21 protein-coding genes are annotated in these 21,220 nt (G+C 38.9%); 4 read left to right on the top strand and 17 right to left on the bottom strand.

The genetic code is table 11. From position 1 onward, the window contains the following. Positions 1-148 precede the first annotated feature (148 nt). Together N5909_RS00965 and guaA are read right to left on the bottom strand one after the other, a co-directional pair. Positions 149-1,435 (bottom strand): peptidase U32 family protein, encoded by a 1,287-nt coding sequence (locus N5909_RS00965; RefSeq protein WP_203180458.1) that lies wholly within the window; start codon positions 1,433-1,435, stop codon positions 149-151. Between the two features lie 243 nt (positions 1,436-1,678). Further along, on the bottom strand, positions 1,679-3,241 hold the full coding sequence (gene guaA, locus N5909_RS00960; protein WP_271630664.1) for a glutamine-hydrolyzing GMP synthase: 1,563 nt from the start codon (positions 3,239-3,241) through the stop codon (positions 1,679-1,681). A 141-nt stretch (positions 3,242-3,382) separates the two neighbouring features. On the opposite strand from guaA, the gene N5909_RS00955 reads away from it, so the two are divergent. After that, a complete protein-coding gene (locus tag N5909_RS00955) occupies positions 3,383-4,081 on the top strand; it encodes a GntR family transcriptional regulator (RefSeq protein ID WP_271630662.1) in 699 nt (232 codons plus the stop codon). A gap of 152 nt (positions 4,082-4,233) precedes the next feature. On the opposite strand, the gene ffh is transcribed toward N5909_RS00955, so the two are convergent. The 6 genes from ffh to N5909_RS00925 form a co-directional block, all read right to left on the bottom strand. Beyond that, positions 4,234-5,805 carry a signal recognition particle protein gene (gene ffh, locus N5909_RS00950; RefSeq protein ID WP_271630661.1) on the bottom strand — a complete coding sequence of 524 codons (1,572 nt, stop codon included), beginning with the start codon at positions 5,803-5,805 and terminating at the stop codon, positions 4,234-4,236. Between the two features lie 11 nt (positions 5,806-5,816). Further along, positions 5,817-6,149, bottom strand: coding sequence for a putative DNA-binding protein (locus N5909_RS00945; RefSeq protein ID WP_049511080.1), 333 nt, complete (start codon positions 6,147-6,149; stop codon positions 5,817-5,819). Between the two features lie 390 nt (positions 6,150-6,539). Then, complete coding sequence (gene metG, locus N5909_RS00940) at positions 6,540-8,537, bottom strand: methionine--tRNA ligase (protein WP_271630660.1); 1,998 nt, start codon at positions 8,535-8,537, stop codon at positions 6,540-6,542. A gap of 123 nt (positions 8,538-8,660) precedes the next feature. Then, a complete protein-coding gene (locus N5909_RS00935) occupies positions 8,661-9,920 on the bottom strand; it encodes an ABC transporter permease (protein WP_023946417.1) in 1,260 nt (419 codons plus the stop codon). A gap of 1 nt (position 9,921) precedes the next feature. Beyond that, positions 9,922-10,623 (bottom strand): ABC transporter ATP-binding protein, encoded by a 702-nt coding sequence (locus N5909_RS00930; protein ID WP_000811472.1) that lies wholly within the window; start codon positions 10,621-10,623, stop codon positions 9,922-9,924. Further along, entirely contained in the window at positions 10,607-11,815 is a 1,209-nt protein-coding gene (locus N5909_RS00925; protein ID WP_271630670.1) for an efflux RND transporter periplasmic adaptor subunit, read from the bottom strand. Before N5909_RS00925 ends, N5909_RS00930 begins: the two co-directional genes overlap by 17 nt. A gap of 291 nt (positions 11,816-12,106) precedes the next feature. On the opposite strand from N5909_RS00925, the gene gor reads away from it, so the two are divergent. Beyond that, a complete protein-coding gene (gor, locus tag N5909_RS00920; RefSeq protein WP_033681668.1) occupies positions 12,107-13,453 on the top strand; it encodes a glutathione-disulfide reductase in 1,347 nt (448 codons plus the stop codon). A 165-nt stretch (positions 13,454-13,618) separates the two neighbouring features. Here the strand turns inward: gor and N5909_RS00915 are convergent, their stop codons facing one another. From N5909_RS00915 to N5909_RS09755, 4 genes are all read right to left on the bottom strand, one after another. Next, the gene (locus N5909_RS00915) at positions 13,619-14,119 is read right to left on the bottom strand and encodes a hypothetical protein (protein WP_000721122.1); all 501 of its coding nucleotides are present in this window, start codon (positions 14,117-14,119) and stop codon (positions 13,619-13,621) included. Further along, positions 14,116-14,739, bottom strand: a complete 624-nt coding sequence (locus N5909_RS00910) for an ATP-binding cassette domain-containing protein (protein WP_000151033.1) — start codon at positions 14,737-14,739, stop codon at positions 14,116-14,118. Before N5909_RS00910 ends, N5909_RS00915 begins: the two co-directional genes overlap by 4 nt. Continuing rightward, positions 14,736-16,718: an ABC transporter permease gene (locus tag N5909_RS00905; RefSeq protein WP_033677480.1), complete on the bottom strand. Its 1,983-nt coding sequence runs from the start codon at positions 16,716-16,718 to the stop codon at positions 14,736-14,738. The genes N5909_RS00910 and N5909_RS00905 overlap by 4 nt, the downstream gene beginning before the upstream one ends. A 65-nt stretch (positions 16,719-16,783) precedes the next feature. Next, the gene (locus tag N5909_RS09755; RefSeq protein ID WP_080709530.1) at positions 16,784-17,110 is read right to left on the bottom strand and encodes a hypothetical protein; all 327 of its coding nucleotides are present in this window, start codon (positions 17,108-17,110) and stop codon (positions 16,784-16,786) included. 435 nt (positions 17,111-17,545) lie between these two features. On the opposite strand from N5909_RS09755, the gene N5909_RS00900 reads away from it, so the two are divergent. After that, positions 17,546-18,082 (top strand): biotin transporter BioY, encoded by a 537-nt coding sequence (locus tag N5909_RS00900; RefSeq protein WP_033681667.1) that lies wholly within the window; start codon positions 17,546-17,548, stop codon positions 18,080-18,082. A gap of 53 nt (positions 18,083-18,135) precedes the next feature. Here N5909_RS00900 and N5909_RS00895 read toward each other — a convergent pair whose 3' ends face one another. Beyond that, the gene (locus N5909_RS00895; protein ID WP_000807422.1) at positions 18,136-18,351 is read right to left on the bottom strand and encodes a YdbC family protein; all 216 of its coding nucleotides are present in this window, start codon (positions 18,349-18,351) and stop codon (positions 18,136-18,138) included. A gap of 98 nt (positions 18,352-18,449) precedes the next feature. On the opposite strand from N5909_RS00895, the gene N5909_RS00890 reads away from it, so the two are divergent. Beyond that, the gene (locus N5909_RS00890) at positions 18,450-18,779 is read left to right on the top strand and encodes a hypothetical protein (RefSeq protein ID WP_033681666.1); all 330 of its coding nucleotides are present in this window, start codon (positions 18,450-18,452) and stop codon (positions 18,777-18,779) included. A 30-nt stretch (positions 18,780-18,809) separates the two neighbouring features. Here the strand turns inward: N5909_RS00890 and N5909_RS00885 are convergent, their stop codons facing one another. From N5909_RS00885 to N5909_RS00870, 4 genes are read right to left on the bottom strand one after another with little or no spacing between them, the layout of a single operon-like run. Continuing rightward, positions 18,810-19,148 carry an ATP cone domain-containing protein gene (locus N5909_RS00885; protein WP_001196040.1) on the bottom strand — a complete coding sequence of 113 codons (339 nt, stop codon included), beginning with the start codon at positions 19,146-19,148 and terminating at the stop codon, positions 18,810-18,812. Between the two features lie 11 nt (positions 19,149-19,159). Beyond that, positions 19,160-19,879, bottom strand: a complete 720-nt coding sequence (trmD, locus tag N5909_RS00880; RefSeq protein WP_271630659.1) for a tRNA (guanosine(37)-N1)-methyltransferase TrmD — start codon at positions 19,877-19,879, stop codon at positions 19,160-19,162. Next, positions 19,869-20,387, bottom strand: coding sequence for a ribosome maturation factor RimM (rimM, locus tag N5909_RS00875; RefSeq protein ID WP_033681665.1), 519 nt, complete (start codon positions 20,385-20,387; stop codon positions 19,869-19,871). The genes trmD and rimM overlap by 11 nt, the downstream gene beginning before the upstream one ends. Before the next feature lie 30 nt (positions 20,388-20,417). Next, positions 20,418-21,206: an alpha/beta fold hydrolase gene (locus N5909_RS00870; protein ID WP_033681664.1), complete on the bottom strand. Its 789-nt coding sequence runs from the start codon at positions 21,204-21,206 to the stop codon at positions 20,418-20,420. Positions 21,207-21,220 lie beyond the last annotated feature (14 nt).

Genomic DNA, 21,220 nt, shown 5'->3' with positions numbered 1-21,220 from the left:
TCCATTATCTAGACCTTTCTGAAAAATAATGAAAAAATCCGAGATGAAATCTCGGATGGAAATTAATATATTTTCTTTAACCTAAGGTTCTTTAGTAAGTAGGATTAAAGGGAAAGCAACTAGAAAGCTTTCGTCTCCTACATGTTTATTAAGCACGCACTGTGACGCTAGTTCCATCTTCCTTATAAAGATTGATGAGACCTTCTTTAAGAGCTCGAACCATGTCTCCAGCTTGAACAGGTTGTGGGACTTTGATTGTCAAGAGTTCCATTGGATTTGGAGCGCGGTCTATTTTATTGCCTTTGGCATCATGTAAATTTTCGATATACGTTTCAAAATGACGGAAACCTGGGCCATAAAACTCAACTTGGTCTCCTTCGTTAATAACGTTCCGTTGACGAATAGTTGCTGTTTGTGTCGCATCATCATAAGAAACCACTTCAGCAACAAACTTATACTCAGGAATTTTACGACGAGCACCAAACAACTGCTCATTTTCCGATGGTGTACCGTAGTAGAAACCTGTTGCTAATTCACGTTGGGCAACCTTCCACATCTCATCAATCAAGTCTTGCTTGATAGCTTCAAACTTCTCTGGACTCTCTAGATAAGCATCAACAGCCGCCTTGTAGCAGTTGGTTACAGTTGAAACATAGTGAATAGACTTCATACGTCCTTCGATTTTTAGACTGTCCACACCGTTTTCAATCATATCTGGGATATGGTCAATCATAGACATATCAACGGCAGACATCGAAAATTCTTCAGGAATTTCACCTTTGAGGCTCTTGCGTTCTTGGCCAAAAGGCATATCGTAGAGGTCATATTTCCAACGACAAGACTGAGAACAACCCCCACGGTTAGCATCACGCATACTCATGTGGTTTGAAAGAGTACAACGACCAGAGTAAGAAATACACATGGCTCCGTGGACAAAGGCTTCAATCTCAACATCTGTACGTTTGCGGATTTCAGCTAATTCTTCCATCGAAACCTCACGCGCCAAAACGACACGAGTCAAGCCCAGTTCTTTCCAGAACTCAAGGGTTTCATAGTTGGTGGCACTTGCTTGGGTAGAAAGGTGGATTTCAAGACCTGGTGCTTCAGTCGCTGCAATCATAATCAAAGCTGGGTCAGATACGATAACTGCTGCAATCCCGATATCACGCAGTTTACGGAACCACTCACCAGCACCAGCTTCATTTCCTTCGTGCATAACCATGTTGGCAGCCACATAAACCTTAGCACCGTACTTAGCCGCAAACTGTACGCCTTCTTCCATCTGTTCGAAAGTAAAGTTTCCGGCACGGCTACGAAGACCATAGGCCTGACCACCGATAAAGACAGCATCCGCTCCATATTGAACAGCTACTTTTAGCTTCTCTAAAGTCCCTGCAGGTGATAAAACCTCTGGACGTTTTAATGTTTTTGTCATGTTTTCTCCTATTTGCAATATAAAAGTTTGACGTTTTTCCTTCTCATTTTATAGTAAATAAGCGATAAAATCAAGCCTAGACAGATTGTTTTGACAATTCTAATCTTTTAAGGCTTGCAAACTAACTGTTAATTTGTCGAAAATTCACCCAGTTTTAACAAGTAGTCAAAAATCTAGATAAAGTAAAAAACCAGTATCCAAAGATACTGGCTCTTTAAACTACATAAATTAGTCCTTAGATGACTACTCCCACTCAACTGTTGCAGGTGGTTTACTTGTAATATCGTAGACGATGCGGTTAACATGGTCTACTTCGTTTACGATACGTACAGAAATCTTTTGAAGAACTTCCCAAGGAATCTTTGCAAAGTCAGCTGTCATACCATCGATAGAGGTAATAGCACGGATTGCAATCGTGTAGTCATAAGTACGACCGTCACCCATAACCCCAACTGAGCGAACGCCTGTGTTAACAGTGAAATATTGCCAAATATCGCGGTCAAGGCCAGCTTTGGCAATTTCCTCACGCAGAATAGCGTCTGACTCACGAACAGTCTCTAGTTTCTCTTCAGTAATTTCTCCCATGACACGGATAGCAAGGCCTGGTCCTGGGAATGGTTGGCGCCATACGATATGGTCTGGCATACCAAGCTCTGTACCAAGAGCACGAACTTCGTCTTTATAGAGAGTGTTGAGTGGTTCGATCAATTCAAACTGCATGTCTTCTGGAAGACCACCCACGTTGTGGTGTGACTTGATAGTTTGAGCTGTATCTGTACCAGACTCGATAACGTCTGTATATAAGGTACCTTGAGCAAGGAATTTCACATCTTTGAGCTTGCTTGCTTCGTCATCGAATACATACACAAATTCATTACCGATGATTTTACGTTTTTGCTCAGGGTCAGAAACGCCAGCAAGTTTGTCAAGGAAACGTTTAGCAGCGTCTGCTTTGACGATATTCAAACCAAACTTACCACCAAGCATGTCCATAACTTGGTCTGCTTCTCCTTTACGAAGAAGACCATGATCCACGAAGATACAGATCAATTGATCGCCAATCGCTTTTTGGAGAAGAACTCCAACAACTGAAGAGTCAACACCACCTGATAGACCAAGAAGGACACGTTTATCACCGACGGTTTCACGAATTTTATTGATCTGCATATCGATGAAGTTATCCATTGACCAGTCGCCTTTAGCCTTACAAATGTTAAGGGCAAAGTTACGAAGGATATCATTTCCGTATACAGAATGACGAACTTCTGGGTGGAATTGGATACCGTAAATGTGTTTATCTGGGTTTTCAATGGCTGCGTATGGGCAGTCAGCTGATGTACCTGTACGAACAAAGTCAGCAGGAATCTCGGTAACTGCATCACCATGGCTCATCAAAACAGTCTGTTCATCAGGTGTTGATTCAAAAAGAGCTGATGGTGTGTGAGTTAGGGTTGATTGACCATATTCACGATTTCCAGCATCACCTGCGGGAACAACTTTTCCTCCAAGTTTATGGGTCAACAACTGCATACCATAACAGATTCCCAAAATAGGAATTCCAAGTTCGAAGATTTCTGGGTCAATATCAAATGAACCATCTTCGTATACAGAGTTTGGACCACCTGATAGGATAATTCCTACAGGATTGATTTCACGAACTTCAGCAGCTGAAATTTTATGGCTTTTTAGTTCTGAAAAAACGCCAATTTCACGGATACGGCGTGAAATCAGCTGGTTGTATTGGCTACCATAGTCCAATACGATGATTTTTTCTACATCTTGCAAATCAGTTGAAATGTTGCTCATCTTTTTCCTTTCTCAAAAGAAATATCTTTTTTCAATATTCTATCACAAATAAGGGCGAATTACCAACTAAACAAGGCGAAGTTTGACTTTTTCTAGTTTATTGGGGTACAATAGAGAAAAGATAGAAATGAAGTGAAAAATATGCTACCTGCTTATATGAAAATCCATGATCAGATTAAAAAGGATATTGACGAACATCGTTGGGCCATTGGCGAGAGGCTTCCCAGTGAACGAGATTTAGCAGAGCAGTTTGCGGTTAGTCGCATGACTCTCCGCCAAGCCGTATCTCTATTAGTCGAAGAAGGTGTCTTAGAGCGCCGTGTAGGAAGCGGCACCTTTGTTTCCAGTACTCGAGTACAAGAAAAGATGCGAGGGACAACCAGTTTTACTGAAATTGTTAAGTCCCAAGGTAAAGTCCCCTCTAGCCAACTCATTTCCTACAGAAAGACCATTCCCAATGAGCAGGAAGTTGCCAAGCTAGGAATTTCTCCTACGGAAAATATTATCCGAATGGAACGGGTTCGCTATGCCGACCAAGTTCCTCTGGTTTATGAAGTTGCTTCTATTCCGGAAAAATTCATTAAAGATTTTAATAAAGAAGAAATCACCAGTCATTTCTTCCAAACCCTACAAAAACATGGCTATCGTATCGGCAAATCACAGCAGACTATCTATGCTCGTCTCGCTAAAGAAAAAATTGCCCACTATTTGGAAGTTGAAAAAGGACATGCTATTCTTGGACTGACTCAAGTTTCCTACCTAGAAGATGGGACAGCTTTTGAATACGTAAAAAGTCAGTATGTAGGCGAACGTTTTGAATTTTATCTTGAGAATAACTAGTCTAGAAAGGCTAGTTATTTTGTTATATGACTGATAGTTACATAACAAAAAAGCATAGAATCAAGTGTTCAAAAACCTTGATTCTATACAGTTTTTCATAGAAATATTTACTTCATTTTCTCATCAAATGAGACTGGCATCAATCTTTTGTCTTACTTACGTTTCTTCTTCGCTTTCTTCATTTTATTAGCCATGCGTTTCATTGACTGTTTCATAGCAAATTCACCGATTTTACCTTTTAGTCCGCCACCAAACATCTGGCTCATATCTGGCATTCCTGCTCCTCCGAGAGCTGACAGGTCAGGCATACCGCCTTGTCCCATCATTCCTTCAAGGGCAGACATATCCATTCCTCCCATATTTGGCATATTTTTAGGAAGGTTGTTTGGATTGATTCCCATCTGCTTCATCATCTTGTTCATATCCCCAGACATGACACCCTGCATGAGCTGTTTGGCCTGATTAAAGTCTTTGATGAATTTATTAACTTCAACAAAGGTATTTCCAGAACCAGCAGCTATACGACGGCGACGGCTTGGATTTAACAAATCTGGATTTTCACGTTCTTCAAGTGTCATGGAAGACACAATAGCACGTTTGCGAGCAATCTGGCGCTCATCCACTTTCATGTTTTGAAGGGCTGGATTGTTAGCCATCCCTGGAATCATCTTGAGCAAGTCTTCCATCGGCCCCATGTTTTGCACCTGATCCAATTGATCGATGAAATCATTGAAATCAAAGGTGTTTTCACGCATTTTCTCAGCCATTTCAAGGGCTTTTTGCTCATCGTATTCCTGAGAAGCTTTCTCAATCAAAGTGAGCATATCCCCCATGCCAAGGATACGGCTAGACATACGGTCTGGGTGAAAGGTTTCAATGTCCGTAATCTTTTCACCCGTACCAGTGAACTTGATTGGTTTTCCAGTGATGTGACGAACCGATAGAGCCGCACCACCACGAGTATCCCCATCAATCTTGGTAAGGATGACCCCAGTGACTTCCAACTGAGCATTAAACTCACGCGCAACATTGGCCGCTTCCTGACCAATCATGGCATCAACGACAAGCAAGATTTCATTTGGTTGAGCCAAGGCTTTCACGTCACGAAGTTCATTCATCAAAAGCTCATCAATCTGCAAACGACCTGCCGTATCAATCAAGACATAATCATTATGATTAGCTTGGGCTTGTTCCAAACCTTGACGAACAATCTCAACAGCTGGAACCTCTGTCCCAAGAGCAAAAACAGGCACATCAATCTGTTGTCCCAGTGTCTTCAGCTGATCAATAGCCGCAGGACGATAGATATCCGCCGCAATCATCAAAGGACGAGCATTTTCTTCTTTCTTGAGTTTGTTGGCCAGTTTACCTGCAAAGGTTGTTTTACCGGCCCCCTGCAAACCGACCATCATGATAATCGTCGGAATCTTAGGAGACTTGATAATCTCTGCCGTATCAGAACCTAAAACGGTTGTCAGTTCCTCATCAACGATTTTAATAATTTGTTGCGCAGGATTAAGGGTATCAATGACCTCATGCCCAACTGCACGCTCACGAACTTTCTTGATAAAGTCCTTTACAACAGGCAAGGCAACGTCGGCCTCAAGCAAGGCCAAGCGAATTTCTTTGGTTGCCTCTTGGACATCAGATTCAGAGATTTTTCCTTTTTTACGTAGATTTTTAAAGACGTTCTGTAAACGTTCTGTTAAACTTTCAAATGCCATTTTTCTTCCTCTTATTCTCTATTATCAATGCTTGTTAAAATTTCTATCTGCTCTTTCAGAAAGTCATCCTTGGGATAGCGCTTCAAGATCTGGTCAAAAATCTGACTGCGGACAATGTAGTCCGAGTACATGTGCAATTTCATCTCATAATCTTCCAGAATCTTTTCTGTCCGCTTGATATTATCATAGACAGCCTGACGACTGACACCAAACTCCTCGGCAATCTCAGCTAGGCTGTAATCATCAGCGTAGTAGAGCTCGATATAATTCATTTGCTTGTCTGTCAAAAGCGCCGCATAAAATTCAAAGAGCGCATTCATACGATTGGTTTTTTCGATTTCCATAACTTTTATTATACCAAAAAATCTATTATACTTCTACATTAGAAGTCACTCTAATAAAGATAGAAAAATAATGGTAAGTTCTAAAAGCAACTTCCACATGACTTTTCAACGTAGAATTTTTTTCGATTTTCGCTTTCTTTTGAGGGGCAAGCGACTTTTTCCCCGTGTTTTTTCAGATCCAAGCCAATGTCAACTTCCAGTTGCCACTCATGAACCCAGCTTACTTGTCTAGAACTTAGTGAGTATATTTGTGGTTATTGTCTGCGACCTTAATACGAATCCCATCAATGAAAATCTCAGTTTAGTCAACAAAGAAAAGCCCTTAGAAATTTGTAGTCTAAGGACTTTGTCTTCGTTCTGGCAAATGTACATAACGTTGATCTTTTACTTTTACCCAATCACACTTCCGTTTGGTACAGCTGGATCAACTGTGAGAAGAGTTAATTTTCCATCATGTTCAGCTGATAGGATCATCCCTTGGCTAACATATTTCTTCATCATTTTACGTGGTTTGAGATTGGCAACGATTTGAACTTTCTTGCCGACCAATTCTTGTTCGTTTGGATAGTATTTTGCAATTCCTGAGAGGATTTGACGATCTTCACCATCGCCAGCATCCAAGCGGAATTGAAGCAACTTATCTGAACCTTCTACTTTAGACACTTCTTTGACTTCTGCGACACGGATTTCAACCTTGTCAAAGTCTTCAAACTTGATTTCTTCCTTGTTTAGTTTGAGTTCAACTTCGTCTGGATTCCATTCTTTTTCGACAGCTGGCTTGTTGCCTTCCATTTGTTCCTTGATATAGGCGATTTCTTCTTCCATATCGAGACGTGGGAAGATTGGTGTTCCCTTAGCAACTACAGTCACACCTGCAGGAAAATCAGCCAAGCTCAAGTTTTCAAGGCTCGCTACTTCTTCCAAGCCAAGTTGATTCAAGACTGCACGACTGGTTTCCATCATAAATGGTTCAATCAAGTGAGCGACGACACGAAGGCTGGCTGCCAAGTGGCTCATAACACTTGCTAATTGATCACGATGAGCTTCATCCTTAGCCAATACCCATGGAGCTGTTTCATCAATGTATTTATTGGTACGAGAGATAAGGGTCCAGACTGCTTCAAGGGCACGTGGGTAGTCAACTGCTTCCATATGTGTATGGTAATCAGCGATTGATTGTTCTGCAACATCAGCAAGGGCATTGTCAAATTCAGTCACGCCTTCTACATATGCAGGGACTTGACCATCAAAATATTTGTTAATCATGGAAACCGTACGGTTGAGAAGGTTTCCAAGGTCATTAGCCAATTCATAGTTGATACGGCCTACATAGTCCTCTGGTGTGAAGGTTCCGTCTGAACCAACTGGAAGGCTACGCATGAGGTAGTAACGAAGTGGATCTAGTCCATAACGCTCTACCAACATTTCAGGGTAAACAACATTCCCTTTAGACTTAGACATCTTACCGTCTTTCATGACAAACCAACCGTGAGCAATCAAACGATCTGGCAATTTGATATCTAACATCATAAGAAGGATTGGCCAGTAAATCGAGTGGAAGCGAAGGATATCTTTTCCTACCATGTGAAAGACTGTTCCATTCCAGAACTTATCAAAGTTACCGTGCTCATCTTGACCGTAGCCAAGTGCTGTCGCATAGTTAAGAAGGGCATCAATCCAAACGTAGACAACGTGTTTTGGATTCGATGGTACTGGAACACCCCATGTAAAGGTTGTACGAGATACCGCCAAGTCTTCCAAACCTGGCTCGATAAAGTTGCGAAGCATTTCATTTAGACGACCATCTGGAGTGATAAATTCAGGATGAGCTTTGAAAAATTCTACTAAACGGTCTTGGTATTTGCTGAGGCGAAGAAAATATGATTCTTCAGATACCCATTCCACTTCGTGACCTGACGGAGCAATACCGCCAGTCACATTTCCAGCTTCGTCACGGAAAACTTCCGCAAGCTGGCTTTCTGTAAAGAATTCCTCATCTGAAACTGAGTACCAACCAGAATATTCACCCAAATAGATGTCATCTTGAGCAAGCAAGCGTTCAAAAACTTGCGCTACCACTTTTTCATGGTAGTCATCAGTTGTACGGATAAATTTATCGTATGAGATATCGAGTAATTGCCAGAGTTCTTTAACCCCAACTGCCATTCCATCAACATAGTCTTGTGGTGTAATGCCAGCTTCTTCCGCTTTCTGCTGGATTTTCTGACCATGCTCATCAAGACCTGTTAAATAAAAGACATCGTAGCCCATCAGGCGTTTGTATCGAGCTAGGACATCACAGGCGATGGTTGTGTAGGCAGATCCGATATGAAGTTTACCAGATGGATAGTAAATCGGCGTTGTAATATAAAAATTCTTTTCAGACATAATTTTTCCTTTCCAGGCAAATGAAACCTGTTTTTCTAACACTTCATTATATCACATTTTTAAGAATTTTCGATAGGGAAATCCATACAAAAACAAGATAGACGAGTGTCCATCTTGTTGATCTTATTCATAACGAAGGGCTTCAATTGGATCAAGTTTCGATGCCTTGTTGGCTGGCAAGACACCAAAAATCATACCCACACTAGCCGAAACTGCAAGACTAAATAGGGCAACTGGGATTGATACTCCCACTTCTATACCCGCAATCAAACCTTGTAAAAGTAGACCAGCTATAGCGGTTAAGCCTGTTGCAATGGTTAGACCAATGACTCCACCAAGCAAGGTCAAAATCATGGATTCAATCAAGAACTGGATTAAAATATTAGCACGCGTTGCTCCCAAAGCCTTACGGAGACCAATCTCACGCGTACGCTCTGTAACAGAAACCAGCATGATGTTCATAACACCAGTCCCACCAACAAAGAGGGAAATCCCCGCAATGGCACTAATAATCGTAGTTATAAAGCCGAACAGTTGTTGTACTTCTTGGAAGGCTGCAGTCGCATCTGCCACCTGATACTCCCCTTGCTGAAGACCAGCAATCTCGGTCAATTTTCTAGCTAATTCTGGTCCCACCGTCGGTGTCAAACTGGTATCATTGACACGGAAGACAATATCAGAAATTTCATCCATATTGAAATTATTGGCAAGAGAAATATTAGTCGTAATCGGAAGTCCACCAATACCAAAAGTCTTGGCAGTCTTGGCCTCATCGCTAGTATAGACACCAATGACACGGTAACTAAAGCCACCAACATCTATAATCTGGTTAACAGCTTCTTGAGCTGAACCAAACAGACTATTGGCAAGTTCTTGGTCTAGTAAAATGACACTGGCCACATCTTTATAATCCTGAGCTATAAGACTACGGCCTGCAACAATTTCATTTTCAACCGCCTTCATGTAGGTAATATTCCCACCTGTCAAGCTAGCACGCTCCACTTTTTTATCCTTATAAGCCAGGGTGGTATTGGTTGAGTTGGTTACATAGTAACTATCTACACCCTTCAGTTTTGCCGCTTCCTTGACCCAGGATTCTTGTGGTTTTGGTGGTTCCACAGGAACATCCTCTTCTTTCCCAGAAACTGTCAAAGCTGATTGCTTTTGGGTAAAAGAACCGTCTTTACTTTTAATAGGCGAGAAAAAGACATGGATATTCTTCTGTGACTTGGTCATGTTTTTATTGACCTGACGAGACATGGAATCCCCCAGAGCCATAATCACAACAACTGAGGAAACACCAATGATAATCCCTATCATGGTGAGAAAAGAGCGCATCTTGTGGGCCATGATAGATGAAAAGGCAAATTTCAGATTCTGCATCTTAGTTTTCCTCCTTTTCTAACTGTGCACTATCAGACGAAATGACCCCATCTCGAATGACAATCTGGCGTTTGGCATAAGCTGCGATTTCAGGCTCATGCGTTACCATGATAATGGTTTTTCCTTCATTATTCAGTTCAACTAATAATTGCATGATTTGGTTACCTGTTTTAGTATCCAAGGCTCCTGTCGGTTCGTCAGCAAGAATAATAGAAGGATTGTTTACCAAGGCACGCGCAATAGCTACACGTTGCTTTTGACCACCAGATAATTCTGAAGGCAAATGGTGGCTACGTTCAGTCAATTCAACCTTATCTAGATATTCCTCAGCTAACTTGCGGCGTTTTGAAGCCGAAACTCCCGCGTAAATCAAGGGCAATTCTACATTTTGTAGAGCATTGAGTTTGGATAGAAGAAAGAACTGCTGAAAGACAAATCCGATTTGTTGGTTACGGACCTTGGCTAGTTGTTTTTCACCAAGTCCAGCTACTTCTTGGCCTTCAAGATAATACTCACCGCTGGTTGGTGTATCCAACATGCCAATCGTATTCATCAGTGTAGATTTACCAGAACCAGATGGTCCCATGATGGCAACAAATTCACCCTCATTCACTTCTAGGTTGATATTTTTGAGAACCTGCAGTTCTTGGTCACCATTACGGTAGCTTCTGCAGATATTTTTTAGACTAATTAGTTGCTTCATCAGCTTTCACCTCTTTTCCTTCCTCTAGAGAAGACGTTGGGTTACTGATGACCTTAACTCCATTTGTCAGACCTGAAGTGATTTCTTGGTTGTCTGCATCAGCATTGCCCAAACCAACTTCCACTTTCTTAGCCTTTTTCTGCTCGTCAAGTACCCAGACATAATTCTTATCATTTTCCATGACAACACTTGTTAAAGGAACCAAAATAGCTTTACTCTTATTCTTGACCTCAACACTTACAGAAAATCCTTGTTTCAAGTCACCGATTTCACTTGTAACATCAATGGTATATGGATATTTAGAGCCAGAATTACCAGCTGCTGCGGCAGCCGCTGTACTTGCTGCTTCGCCATTGTTTTTAGGGTAGTCAGAGATATAGCTAATCTTACCTGTCCAGCTCTTATCCTGGTAAACTTTAGATGTAAAGGTTACTTCTTGTCCAACAGATAAATTGGCAAGGTTATATTCAGATAGTTCCCCCTTAACTTGCAAGTTTTCATTACTTACAACATGAACGACCACTTGGCTAGCTCCTGTTGGAGATTTAGAAACATTTTGGTTAACTTCGACCACAGTTCCCTCTAAGGTACTGAGAACCGTCATTGCATCCAACTGACTTTGAGCCTTGCTTAATTGCGCTGCTGCATCTGCACGGGCATCACGAGCATCACCTAGCTGTGCATCAATAGATGACACTGCATTGCCTGAGACTGGAGCTTGAGTTTGGGCTGCAGTACTTTCACCTCCTGCTGGTGCTGGTAACTGTGGAGCGGGAGCTGAAGTGGCTTCATTTCGTGCTTGATTGAGTTCGTTGATATGACGGTCTGCCTTAGCTACTGCTCGACTAGCTGAATCATAGGCAGCCTGGGCTTCTGAACTACTGTACTTGACTAAAGCTTGTCCTTCGCTGACTTTATCACCCACAGAAACAAGGATTTCATCTAAATCTCCCTTACTAGCATCAAAATAAACATATTGTTCATTTTTTGCTGTTACTGTCCCTGACAATAAAACAGAAGATGCGACGCTTCCTTCCTTGGCAACAACAAGATGAGTAGGCTCATCTTTTACAGCAGTCTGAGATGGTTGTCTAAAGAGCAAAATCCCCCCAGCACCTAATACAACTACACTGGCAGCACCGATTGCTGCATACAATTGCCACTTTTTAGCTTTGCGATTCTTTTTCATAATGAAACTCCTTTTTGATTTAAAGTCCTTAACAATATTATATAAAAATTACCAAATATAAACAATAACAGTTCAGAACGAAATAATGACATTTCAGGATTTAATTATCGTTCGGAATTTGTTTTAACTATCATTGTACTAGTTATATAATACACTTTATTTTTCTTTTTTGCAAGCCTTTTCTTTAATTTTTTTTGAACGTAGCAGATTTTTGCAATCAATTCAAAAAAAAGATAGAATATGACTATCAAAAAATGACACTCTACTATTTAAAAGAGTACAAAGGAGCTTTAAATGAGAGAATACGATATCATTGCTATCGGTGGAGGTAGCGGAGGAATTGCTACCATGAACCGTGCTGGTGAACATGGAGCCAAAGCGGCCGTTATTGAGGAAAAGAAATTAGGTGGAACCTGCGTCAATGTCGGTTGTGTTCCTAAAAAAATCATGTGGTACGGAGCACAAATCGCTGAGACTTTCCATCAATTTGGAGAAGACTACGGCTTTAAGACTACTGATCTTAACTTTGACTTTGCAACCCTACGTCGCAATCGTGAAGCCTATATTGATCGCGCTCGTTCTTCTTATGATGGCAGTTTTAAACGCAACGGTGTAGACTTGATTGAAGGTCATGCTGAATTTGTAGATTCTCATACTGTCAGCGTAAATGGTGAGCTGATTCGTGCTAAACATATCGTGATTGCTACTGGTGCCCATCCAAGTATTCCTAATATTCCTGGTGCTGAACTAGGTGGCTCTTCTGATGATGTATTTGCTTGGGAAGAATTGCCAGAGTCAGTTGCTATTCTAGGCGCTGGTTATATTGCCGTTGAATTGGCTGGCGTACTCCACACTTTTGGTGTCAAGACAGACCTCTTTGTTCGTCGTGATCGTCCTTTACGTGGTTTTGATTCTTACATCGTTGAAGGTTTGGTCAAGGAAATGGAAAGAACAAACTTACCACTTCATACTCACAAAGTCCCTGCCAAGTTAGAAAAAACTGCTGAGGGCATTACCATTCATTTCGAAGATGGTACTAGTCACACAGCTAGCCAAGTTATCTGGGCTACTGGTCGCCGTCCAAACGTTAAAGGCTTGCAACTTGAAAAAGCTGGAGTAACTCTGAACGAACGTGGCTTTATCCAAGTGGATGAATACCAAAATACTGTTGTTGAGGGAATCTACGCTTTAGGTGATGTAACAGGCGAAAAAGAACTAACTCCAGTTGCTATCAAGGCTGGACGTACTTTGTCTGAACGTCTCTTTAACGGCAAAACAACTGCAAAAATGGATTACTCAACTATTCCAACTGTTGTCTTTTCACACCCTGCTATCGGAACGGTTGGTTTGACAGAAGAGCAAGCTATTAAAGAATACGGTCAAGACCAAATCAAGGTTTACAAATCAAGCTTTACTTCTATGTACTCTGCTTGCACCAGCAATCGTCAAGAAACTCGTTTCAAATTGATCACAGCTGGTTCAGAAGAAAAAGTTGTCGGACTTCATGGAATTGGCTACGGTGTTGATGAAATGATTCAAGGATTTGCTGTTGCTATCAAAATGGGAGCAACCAAGGCAGACTTTGATGCAACTGTGGCGATTCACCCAACTGCATCTGAAGAATTTGTAACTATGCGTTAATCGAAATAAAAGAAGCAGAGCAAAAAACACTTCTAAATATCAAAAATCGAGTATTGCCGTAGTTGGAGATACTCGTTTTCTTATGTTTTATTTTATAGTATGTTGAAATAAGATATGCAAAAATCAATTAACAAATCATAACAAAATATAAGGATTATAACACAATCATTTATTCTTTTCTTTAAAAGATTCATATATTTTTTTATATAACTCTTTCATATCTTTTTTCTGAGAATTCAACTCTTCACTACCGTAGTCAAAATTTGCTACTACAAATCCCTCGTCAGCATTAGAAAAAGTAAAAAATTCTATTCCAATGAGTTTATTATGCTTAGAGTCCTCAATAGTGTCTCCTAAATTATTATTAAATTGCTTCACTTCTTCTTCACGAACTCCGAACCCCGCAGCAGCTCCATTTGCAATGATGTTTGAAAATACTTCTTCTGAAGACGCTACTTCTTTCACAGTTATGATATATGTAGCTTCTTCCGTTTCTACTTGTTTCACTTTATTCCATTTTTCTGTATCACTAGAAGAAAGCGTATAGACTATTAACTCCAGTGTTGGTTTATTGGTATTTTCTTTTGTGATCATTTGTTTTCCAAAGAAGAAAATGGCAAGCATTCCAGCTACAAAGATCAAAGCAATATAAATTATCTTTTTCATACATTATCCCCTATATCTTTCATATCAATGATCACATCAACTTCGTTATAGACAGCTGGATCATGCGTCGCTATAATGACATATTTATCTTCATCTCTTTCATTCAATAATAAACGAATAATTTCTTTTCCAATCTCACCATCTAAAGCTCCTGTAGGCTCATCTGCTAAGATAATTTTACGTGGTTTCATTAACATTCTGGCAATAGCTACACGTTGAGCCTGCCCTCCAGACAATTCATATATTTTTTGATGTAAATAGTCACTTGACAGTCCTACTTTTTCAAGTACATCAGTTATTGTTTTTTTGTCTTTAGTGATAAGTTTCAAATTATCATATACTGTTTTGTTATCTATTAAAGAATAATTCTGAAATACATATCCAACAGTATTTTTAAAAAAAGTTCTTTCTTTTATCTTCCAAATATCTTGTTTATCAACTAAAACATTCCCACTGTCAATTTTTTCTAATCTTCCTATAATATTAAGAAGGGTACTTTTACCAGAGCCAGAACCTCCAATCAATGCATAACTTTTTCCAGATTCAAATTTTAAATTTAAGTCTGTAAAGATCTTTTTTGAGCCGAAACTTTTTGAAACGTTCAAAAGGTCAATTGTCATGTTTCATCTCCTTTTAAAATTTTAGTGTAGCTTTCAGATAATTTTCTAAAACTCATGATTATTGACAACATCAAAACGAGCAGAGAAGCAAGACCAATATATAGCAACTCTATTTGACCTGTCATAAGAAATGTAAATAGGATAACGATTGTAATAGTCATCATAAAATACTTGAGACTTGAAATTGCTATATATGTTTTTGACAGACCTAAAATGATTTTCTTCACATATTCATTCTGTTTTAGGGTAATATAAAGTTGGACATATTGATAAATGAGTATAAAGACAATACTGTAAATTATCTTCTGCAAAATTTGTGAAAGTAGAATTTGGTGCTCTAAGGACTGGATCTTTAATTTCACAATTTGGTAAACATCTACTGGATTCATTGAAACATTCAACTGGGTAGCCATTTCATTTATTTTATTTACCGCCTCAGGACTAAAAAGAGACTTAGTTGTTATATTACTAGCCAAAGAAAACTTGTTGTTTTCAATCATTTTGTCCGTATCTAACACAACAACAATGTTATCTGTGCTATCTGCTACACTTGCCATTGGTAAAAGCTCTTTCATTTTATGATTATCATCAGCATCTTCATTGAAATAAAAAATTTTATCACCATCAGGAATTATTTGTACTGCAATTTCTTCTTTTGTATAGTTTGTTCCAATAAATTGTTCTGCTACAACTGTATTCTCAATAGATTTCTGATTTTCTTTCCATTTCTCAGGAATATAAATGGTTGCTATCTTATTATCTAAAAGATGATAGTTTGTTCCATTCACTTTATTTTGTAGGTTAGCACCTGTTTGATTGATATAAATCAACTCTTTATTTATTTCTGGATTCGTTATTCCGTCATTTTCTAATTGTTTAGAAAAATTTTCCATAACATGTGAAGTTTTCATGAAATCTGGAACATATGCTGAGGATCGATCTATATATAAATAATCTAAGTTTTTTAAGGAAGCAGCTATCTGTAGATACTGACCATCCGAATCATTAACTTCTCCATTTTTAGTAGAGTTACTTTCAATTCCAAGGAACTCAATCCTTCTCCAGTCTTTTACTGTGTCCCATGGTACTAAATTCTGTATCTGAATGTTAATACTGGATTGACTACTCTTTGTTTCTTGTAAAAAAACTCCTGAGATAAGGATAATAATCGAAATAATGGCAAGCCATACGACAAAAATAAGTTTATTTTTTGCCTTGTTTTTAATAATTTCAATAGGCTTTTCAACCTGAATCGTCAACCAAAATAAAACAAAGGTGATGAGATCAATGATTTGAAATAGTATAAAATTCGTTAAAATCAGAGAGAAAAATAACTTAGAACTATAGGTGAAGAAACCATTTCCCAAAAAAGAACTGTAAGAAATCATCAATAAAGCCATCATAATCAGTTCAAAAATAAGAGAAATACCATAATCTCTTCTTAGATCGTATACAGGCAATCCCAAAGAACGACGTATCACTCCTTCTTTAATCTGCTTCGTTCTAACAACAAATAACACAACTAATAAAGTTAAGTAAATTGAACCCATTAACAGTATTCTTAAAGTTCCAGTAAATTGTAAGATTCCTCCTATATACCAAGGATAAGCCATATATACTGTTTGCAACCCCGTCATCGTAAGTGGTTTCAAACTATCTATATCCATTTTCCCAAGGGTGTAATACATCCCTATTATTGGTGTTGACTTTAATTGTTCATTATTTACATCATCAAAATTTACATACCTCAACTGACCCGAACTCTGAACGATGGGCTTGTAAATGGTAACCTTTTCCGATTTTGATAAATCACGAACCATTTCGTATATTTCGTTATTTGAAAGATTGCTTTTTCCTTGAATAGAAAAAGCACCATCAATTGGTAAAGGTATGGGCATTTCTGTATCGCTAATAGTGACCCAACCAATTGCAGCAATCAAACAGAAGAAGAATCCAATGATACATAATTTTAATTTCATAAGCAATTACCATATTACAAGAGACCCTATTTTATAATTGGGTCTCTTGTTTTCATAAATTATTTTTAAAATCTATAATAATCCCAATATGCATTTAATCGAACATCGCTCCAAGATTTTGTAGCACTTGAATATGCCCATCCATAATCTTGTTTATCCTGAGCTTTAACTGTTCCCCAAAAATTCGTTACTGAAGATTTTGAACCAATATTATCTGGAGATTTAACATAGTAATTCGAATAACCAGAGTTATCATTTACACCATATTCCCATATATCAATAATGGGACTTGGAGCAGGGTGTGCTGTAGTTGCACTAACAACACTAGCTACAGTAGCAAAGCCAAAACTTAAAACACTTGAAACTAGAAAAACAGATGCTTTCTTATTAATTCTTTTTTCATTTTACTTTTCCTTGAAGTTAAATATTTGATGAAGATCAAATAATAGTCCCTTTTTAGTCCCTCCATATTACTTTAATATGAATTGATTATATTTAGGTTTTTAATCACCGTTACGGTATCTAGAGTCCTTAAAATATCTCATAACTACCCCTCCTTTTAAAATTGAACATATCTAGATGTATCCGCTTACATTTGTAATTGTAGTACTTATTTTTTAGTTTGTCAAGTATTTATAGTATATATTTTTTGATAAAATGGGATTATCTATAAAGGCGATTTTCGAATCAACAAAATAATTATCCAACTTAACCAGTAAGCAAAATCGGCAGTTACAGTTTTTGTTACCTTGTTTTAAAAAATTGGTTGACAATCATTCCTCTACGAGTATAATAGTTACTATACATTAGAAAAGAGGTTAACTATTTTGAAAAAAGCTCACGTTTATGCTATCCCTGCTATTGGGGCTGCTCTCATTGCTGTATTGGCACAAATCAGTCTTCCAATTGGACCTGTTCCCTTCACTCTGCAAAACTTTGCAATCGGCTTAATTGCTACTGTCTTTAGACCGAGAGAGGCTGTACTTTCTGTTGGACTATATCTTCTTCTAGGCGCTATCGGTCTTCCTGTCTTTGCAGGAGGTGGAGCAGGATTGCAGGCGTTGGTTGGTCCTACTGCAGGATATCTTTGGTTTTATCTTGTTTATTCTGGACTGACATCTTCTCTAACTAACAGCGATAGTGGTTTTGTCAGAATTTTTCTAGCAAATCTCTTGGGAGATACACTTGTCTTTGTTGGTGGGATCATTGGATTGCATTTCCTAGCTGGAATGCCATTTGAAAAAGCTCTTGTTGTGGGGGTATTTCCCTTTATCATCCCAGATCTTGGTAAAATTATTGCTATTAGTTTTATTAGCCGTCCATTACTTCAACGCCTTAAAAATCAGGCTTACTTTGCTAACTAAAAAAGGATATCGAGTTGTCATAACTCAATATCCTTTTCTTTCATTTTGAAAACTTAGTTGCCTTTAAAGGCATCCACCATTGTTTGAAATTCTTCATTGGATAGAGTAATCCCTTTGCCCATTTTAGTATGATCTGGACTCCAAGCACGAATATCAAACTTCGCAGGAGCACCATTAAAGCTCACACGGTTGATTTCCTTAGTCCAACCTTTTTCGTTTTCAGAAAGAGTCAACAAGTGCTCTTCAATTTCAAATGTAAATTCTGCCATTTTCTTCTCCTTTTTTAGCTTTCATTTGATTATTCGTAAAATCTTGTAGATTTTAGGAAAATTTTATATAATATTGATATAAAAGAAGGGAGGCCACTATGAGACATAAATTCCAGCAAGTTTTAGATAAAATACATGACTTTTTAAATGGACATGACCGACATGACCAACCCGACCAGACTGAAACCAACTCCCTTACAGCCACTATTGAAGAGGCTATCCAGAAACAAACCGCTGTTCACCTTATCTTGTCTGAGACAAGCTTTACAGGTGACATCATCAAATACGATCAGCAACGCCAGCAAATTATCGTGAAAAATTTTGCCAAAAATGTGACCCGTATTATCCGCATAAGCGATATTCAACGCCTACGATTTGTCCCTTCAACCGTCCAAACAGCCCAAAAAAATAGATTTAAGAAAGAGTGAGATGTAGTTGCTTCATCCCACTCTTTTTTCTTAGCGAATTTGTTCAAAATGCAAATGAACCGCGATATGATCCCCATAACCACTTCTTTCCAAGTCACGTTGTAGACGATAGGAAATGTAGTGTTCTGCAATGGTAATGTAACCTGCACCCAGTAAACGATGTTCAACCATAGACTGAATCATGCTGATGGTAGCACGTTCCACCTTGGCTTCTTCCAGATCCAAAACCACTTTCTTAGTGACTTGTGCAAGGTTTTGACGCAAATCATCTGTCAATACATAGACAGTCTGGGCTGCCTTTAAGATAGCTTGGTAAATCTTATCTGGATTAAATTCAGCAATTTCTCCATCACGTTTGATTACTTGCATAAGTTTCTCCTTTATTCTTCGTTTTCTTTGATTTCTGCCAGCATTTTTTCTTCTTCTGCTGTCAGTTGATAATGTTCAAGCAAATCCGGTCTGCGCTCGTAGGTTTTCTTTAAACTCTCGTACAAGCGCCACTGACGGATTTTTTCATGGTGTCCGCTCATGAGCACATCTGGCACAACCATGCCTCGATAATCATAGGGGCGTGTGTATTGAGGGTATTCGAGAAGGCCAGAAGAAAAACTATCATCTTGGTGGCTAGACTCCTTGCCAATCACTTCTGGAATCAGGCGTACCGTTGCATCAATCATGGTCATAGCCGCCAATTCCCCACCAGTCAAGACATAATCTCCTAGAGAAATCTCATCTGTCACCAAGTTCTTAATACGCTCATCATAACCCTCATAGTGCCCACAGATAAAGATTAGCTCTTCCTCTTGAGCCAAATCATCAGCATAAGCCTGATTAAACTGCTTTCCAGCTGGATCGAGGAGAATCACGCGCGGATTTTTCTTTTCAATAGCATCAAAGGCATCGAAAATGGGTTGGGCTCGAAGTAACATCCCCTGACCACCTCCATATGGCTCATCGTCGACATGGCGGGCCTTTTCAGCATATTCTCTAAAATTATGATACTGGATATCCAAGAGCCCTTTTTCTCGAGCCTTTCCGACTATTGAGTGCTCCAGTGGAGAAAACATCTCTGGAAAGAGGGTTAAAATATCAATCTTCATCGTCTAACCCTTCTAAGATTTCTACATCGACCCGTTTATTTGGAATATCAACATTGAGAACCACTGGTGGGATATAAGGCAAGAGCAAGTCACGCTTACCTTTTCGCTTGACCACCCAGACATCGTTGGCACCTGGTTGCAAGATTTCCTTGATGGTTCCAATCAGGTTCTCTCCCTCATAGACTTCCAAACCGATAATCTCGTGATAATAGAATTCACCATCGTTTAGGTCGTTCAAATCTTCCTCAGCGACCTTGAGACTGTATCCCTTATACTTTTCGATAGCATTGATATGGTACATATCTTTGAATTTAATAATGTCAAAGTTCTTCTGTTTACGGTGACTAGCGATGGTCACTGTTTGGACAAACTGATCTTTTTCATCAAATAAAGCTAGTTCAGCACCTTTTTTAAAGCGTTCTTCTACAAAATCCGTCACAGACAAGACTCGCATCTCCCCCTGCAACCCCTGCGTATTGACGATTTTCCCAACATTAAAGTAGTTCATCTTGTCTCCTGTACTCTCCTTCTTTCCATCTTATTCTGACAATTCTCGAATAATAGTCGCAATTTTTTCGGATTCAGACCACTGTAAATAATGGTGACTCCCTCCTAAAATGAGTTTAGTATTGGAAGTCCAATATTCTGATTCTCTGTACTCTTTTTCTCTATAAGCCTGACAAAAAATAAATACAGGGGTATAAGCTTCTATCGACAAATTCTCAAAATCTTCTACAGTAATCTCTCCAGATATCTGGAATCCTGGATCTAGATTTTCCAACTCTGAGCCTTTTTCTTGCATTATTGCCCAGATTTCTTTATTAATTTCAGGGCTAAATGTCTCTTGAGTTAAATTCTTAAAATACAATTCAGAACCACACTCGTCAATCAGCCTCATCTGCTTTTCCATTTCTGGATAAGGATTTTCTGAAAAATCAGCAAACATGACTTTTTTAGTTGTCGGTTCAATTGCTACTAAAGCCTGACACTTAATTGGTTTCTTGAGTAATTTGCAAGCTAAAATTACACTCAAACTATGTGCACAAAGTATATATTCAGAAATCCCTAATTCTTCAAATACTTCATAAACCGCATCTGCAAGATTATCTAGATTTTTTCCAGCTTGGTCATGAATCGGACTCCTACCTGTGTTCGGAAAATCAATAGTCAAATAACCAATTGTAGGAGGAAGTTTTTCAAGTATAAGTGAAAAATTTTCATAACTCGGTAGCAAACCTGCTCCACTTAAACAAACTAGCATTTTCTTTTGCTTTTGATAAGTAACAGAGAGACTACCAATTTCTGTAGATACTTCAAACCTCTTCATAAAGAAATCCACTC

Origin of the sequence: Streptococcus gwangjuensis (genome assembly GCF_028156745.1) — a bacterium.
GTDB classification, from domain to species: domain Bacteria; phylum Bacillota; class Bacilli; order Lactobacillales; family Streptococcaceae; genus Streptococcus; species Streptococcus gwangjuense_A.
This window is presented reverse-complemented; position numbering and strand designations above follow the sequence as displayed.

Excerpts from the sequence above, each read along its gene's own strand:
- N5909_RS00965 (WP_203180458.1), bottom strand. The coding sequence starts at position 1,435 with ATGACAAAAACATTAAAACGTCCAGAGGTTTTATCACCTGCAGGGACT.
- guaA (WP_271630664.1), bottom strand. The coding sequence starts at position 3,241 with ATGAGCAACATTTCAACTGATTTGCAAGATGTAGAAAAAATCATCGTA.
- N5909_RS00955 (WP_271630662.1), top strand. The coding sequence starts at position 3,383 with ATGCTACCTGCTTATATGAAAATCCATGATCAGATTAAAAAGGATATT.
- ffh (WP_271630661.1), bottom strand. The coding sequence starts at position 5,805 with ATGGCATTTGAAAGTTTAACAGAACGTTTACAGAACGTCTTTAAAAAT.
- N5909_RS00945 (WP_049511080.1), bottom strand. The coding sequence starts at position 6,149 with ATGGAAATCGAAAAAACCAATCGTATGAATGCGCTCTTTGAATTTTAT.
- metG (WP_271630660.1), bottom strand. The coding sequence starts at position 8,537 with ATGTCTGAAAAGAATTTTTATATTACAACGCCGATTTACTATCCATCT.
- N5909_RS00935 (WP_023946417.1), bottom strand. The coding sequence starts at position 9,920 with ATGCAGAATCTGAAATTTGCCTTTTCATCTATCATGGCCCACAAGATG.
- N5909_RS00930 (WP_000811472.1), bottom strand. The coding sequence starts at position 10,623 with ATGAAGCAACTAATTAGTCTAAAAAATATCTGCAGAAGCTACCGTAAT.
- gor (WP_033681668.1), top strand. The coding sequence starts at position 12,107 with ATGAGAGAATACGATATCATTGCTATCGGTGGAGGTAGCGGAGGAATT.
- N5909_RS00915 (WP_000721122.1), bottom strand. The coding sequence starts at position 14,119 with ATGAAAAAGATAATTTATATTGCTTTGATCTTTGTAGCTGGAATGCTT.
- N5909_RS00910 (WP_000151033.1), bottom strand. The coding sequence starts at position 14,739 with ATGACAATTGACCTTTTGAACGTTTCAAAAAGTTTCGGCTCAAAAAAG.
- N5909_RS00905 (WP_033677480.1), bottom strand. The coding sequence starts at position 16,718 with ATGAAATTAAAATTATGTATCATTGGATTCTTCTTCTGTTTGATTGCT.
- N5909_RS00895 (WP_000807422.1), bottom strand. The coding sequence starts at position 18,351 with ATGGCAGAATTTACATTTGAAATTGAAGAGCACTTGTTGACTCTTTCT.
- N5909_RS00890 (WP_033681666.1), top strand. The coding sequence starts at position 18,450 with ATGAGACATAAATTCCAGCAAGTTTTAGATAAAATACATGACTTTTTA.
- N5909_RS00885 (WP_001196040.1), bottom strand. The coding sequence starts at position 19,148 with ATGCAAGTAATCAAACGTGATGGAGAAATTGCTGAATTTAATCCAGAT.
- trmD (WP_271630659.1), bottom strand. The coding sequence starts at position 19,879 with ATGAAGATTGATATTTTAACCCTCTTTCCAGAGATGTTTTCTCCACTG.
- rimM (WP_033681665.1), bottom strand. The coding sequence starts at position 20,387 with ATGAACTACTTTAATGTTGGGAAAATCGTCAATACGCAGGGGTTGCAG.
- N5909_RS00870 (WP_033681664.1), bottom strand. The coding sequence starts at position 21,206 with ATGAAGAGGTTTGAAGTATCTACAGAAATTGGTAGTCTCTCTGTTACT.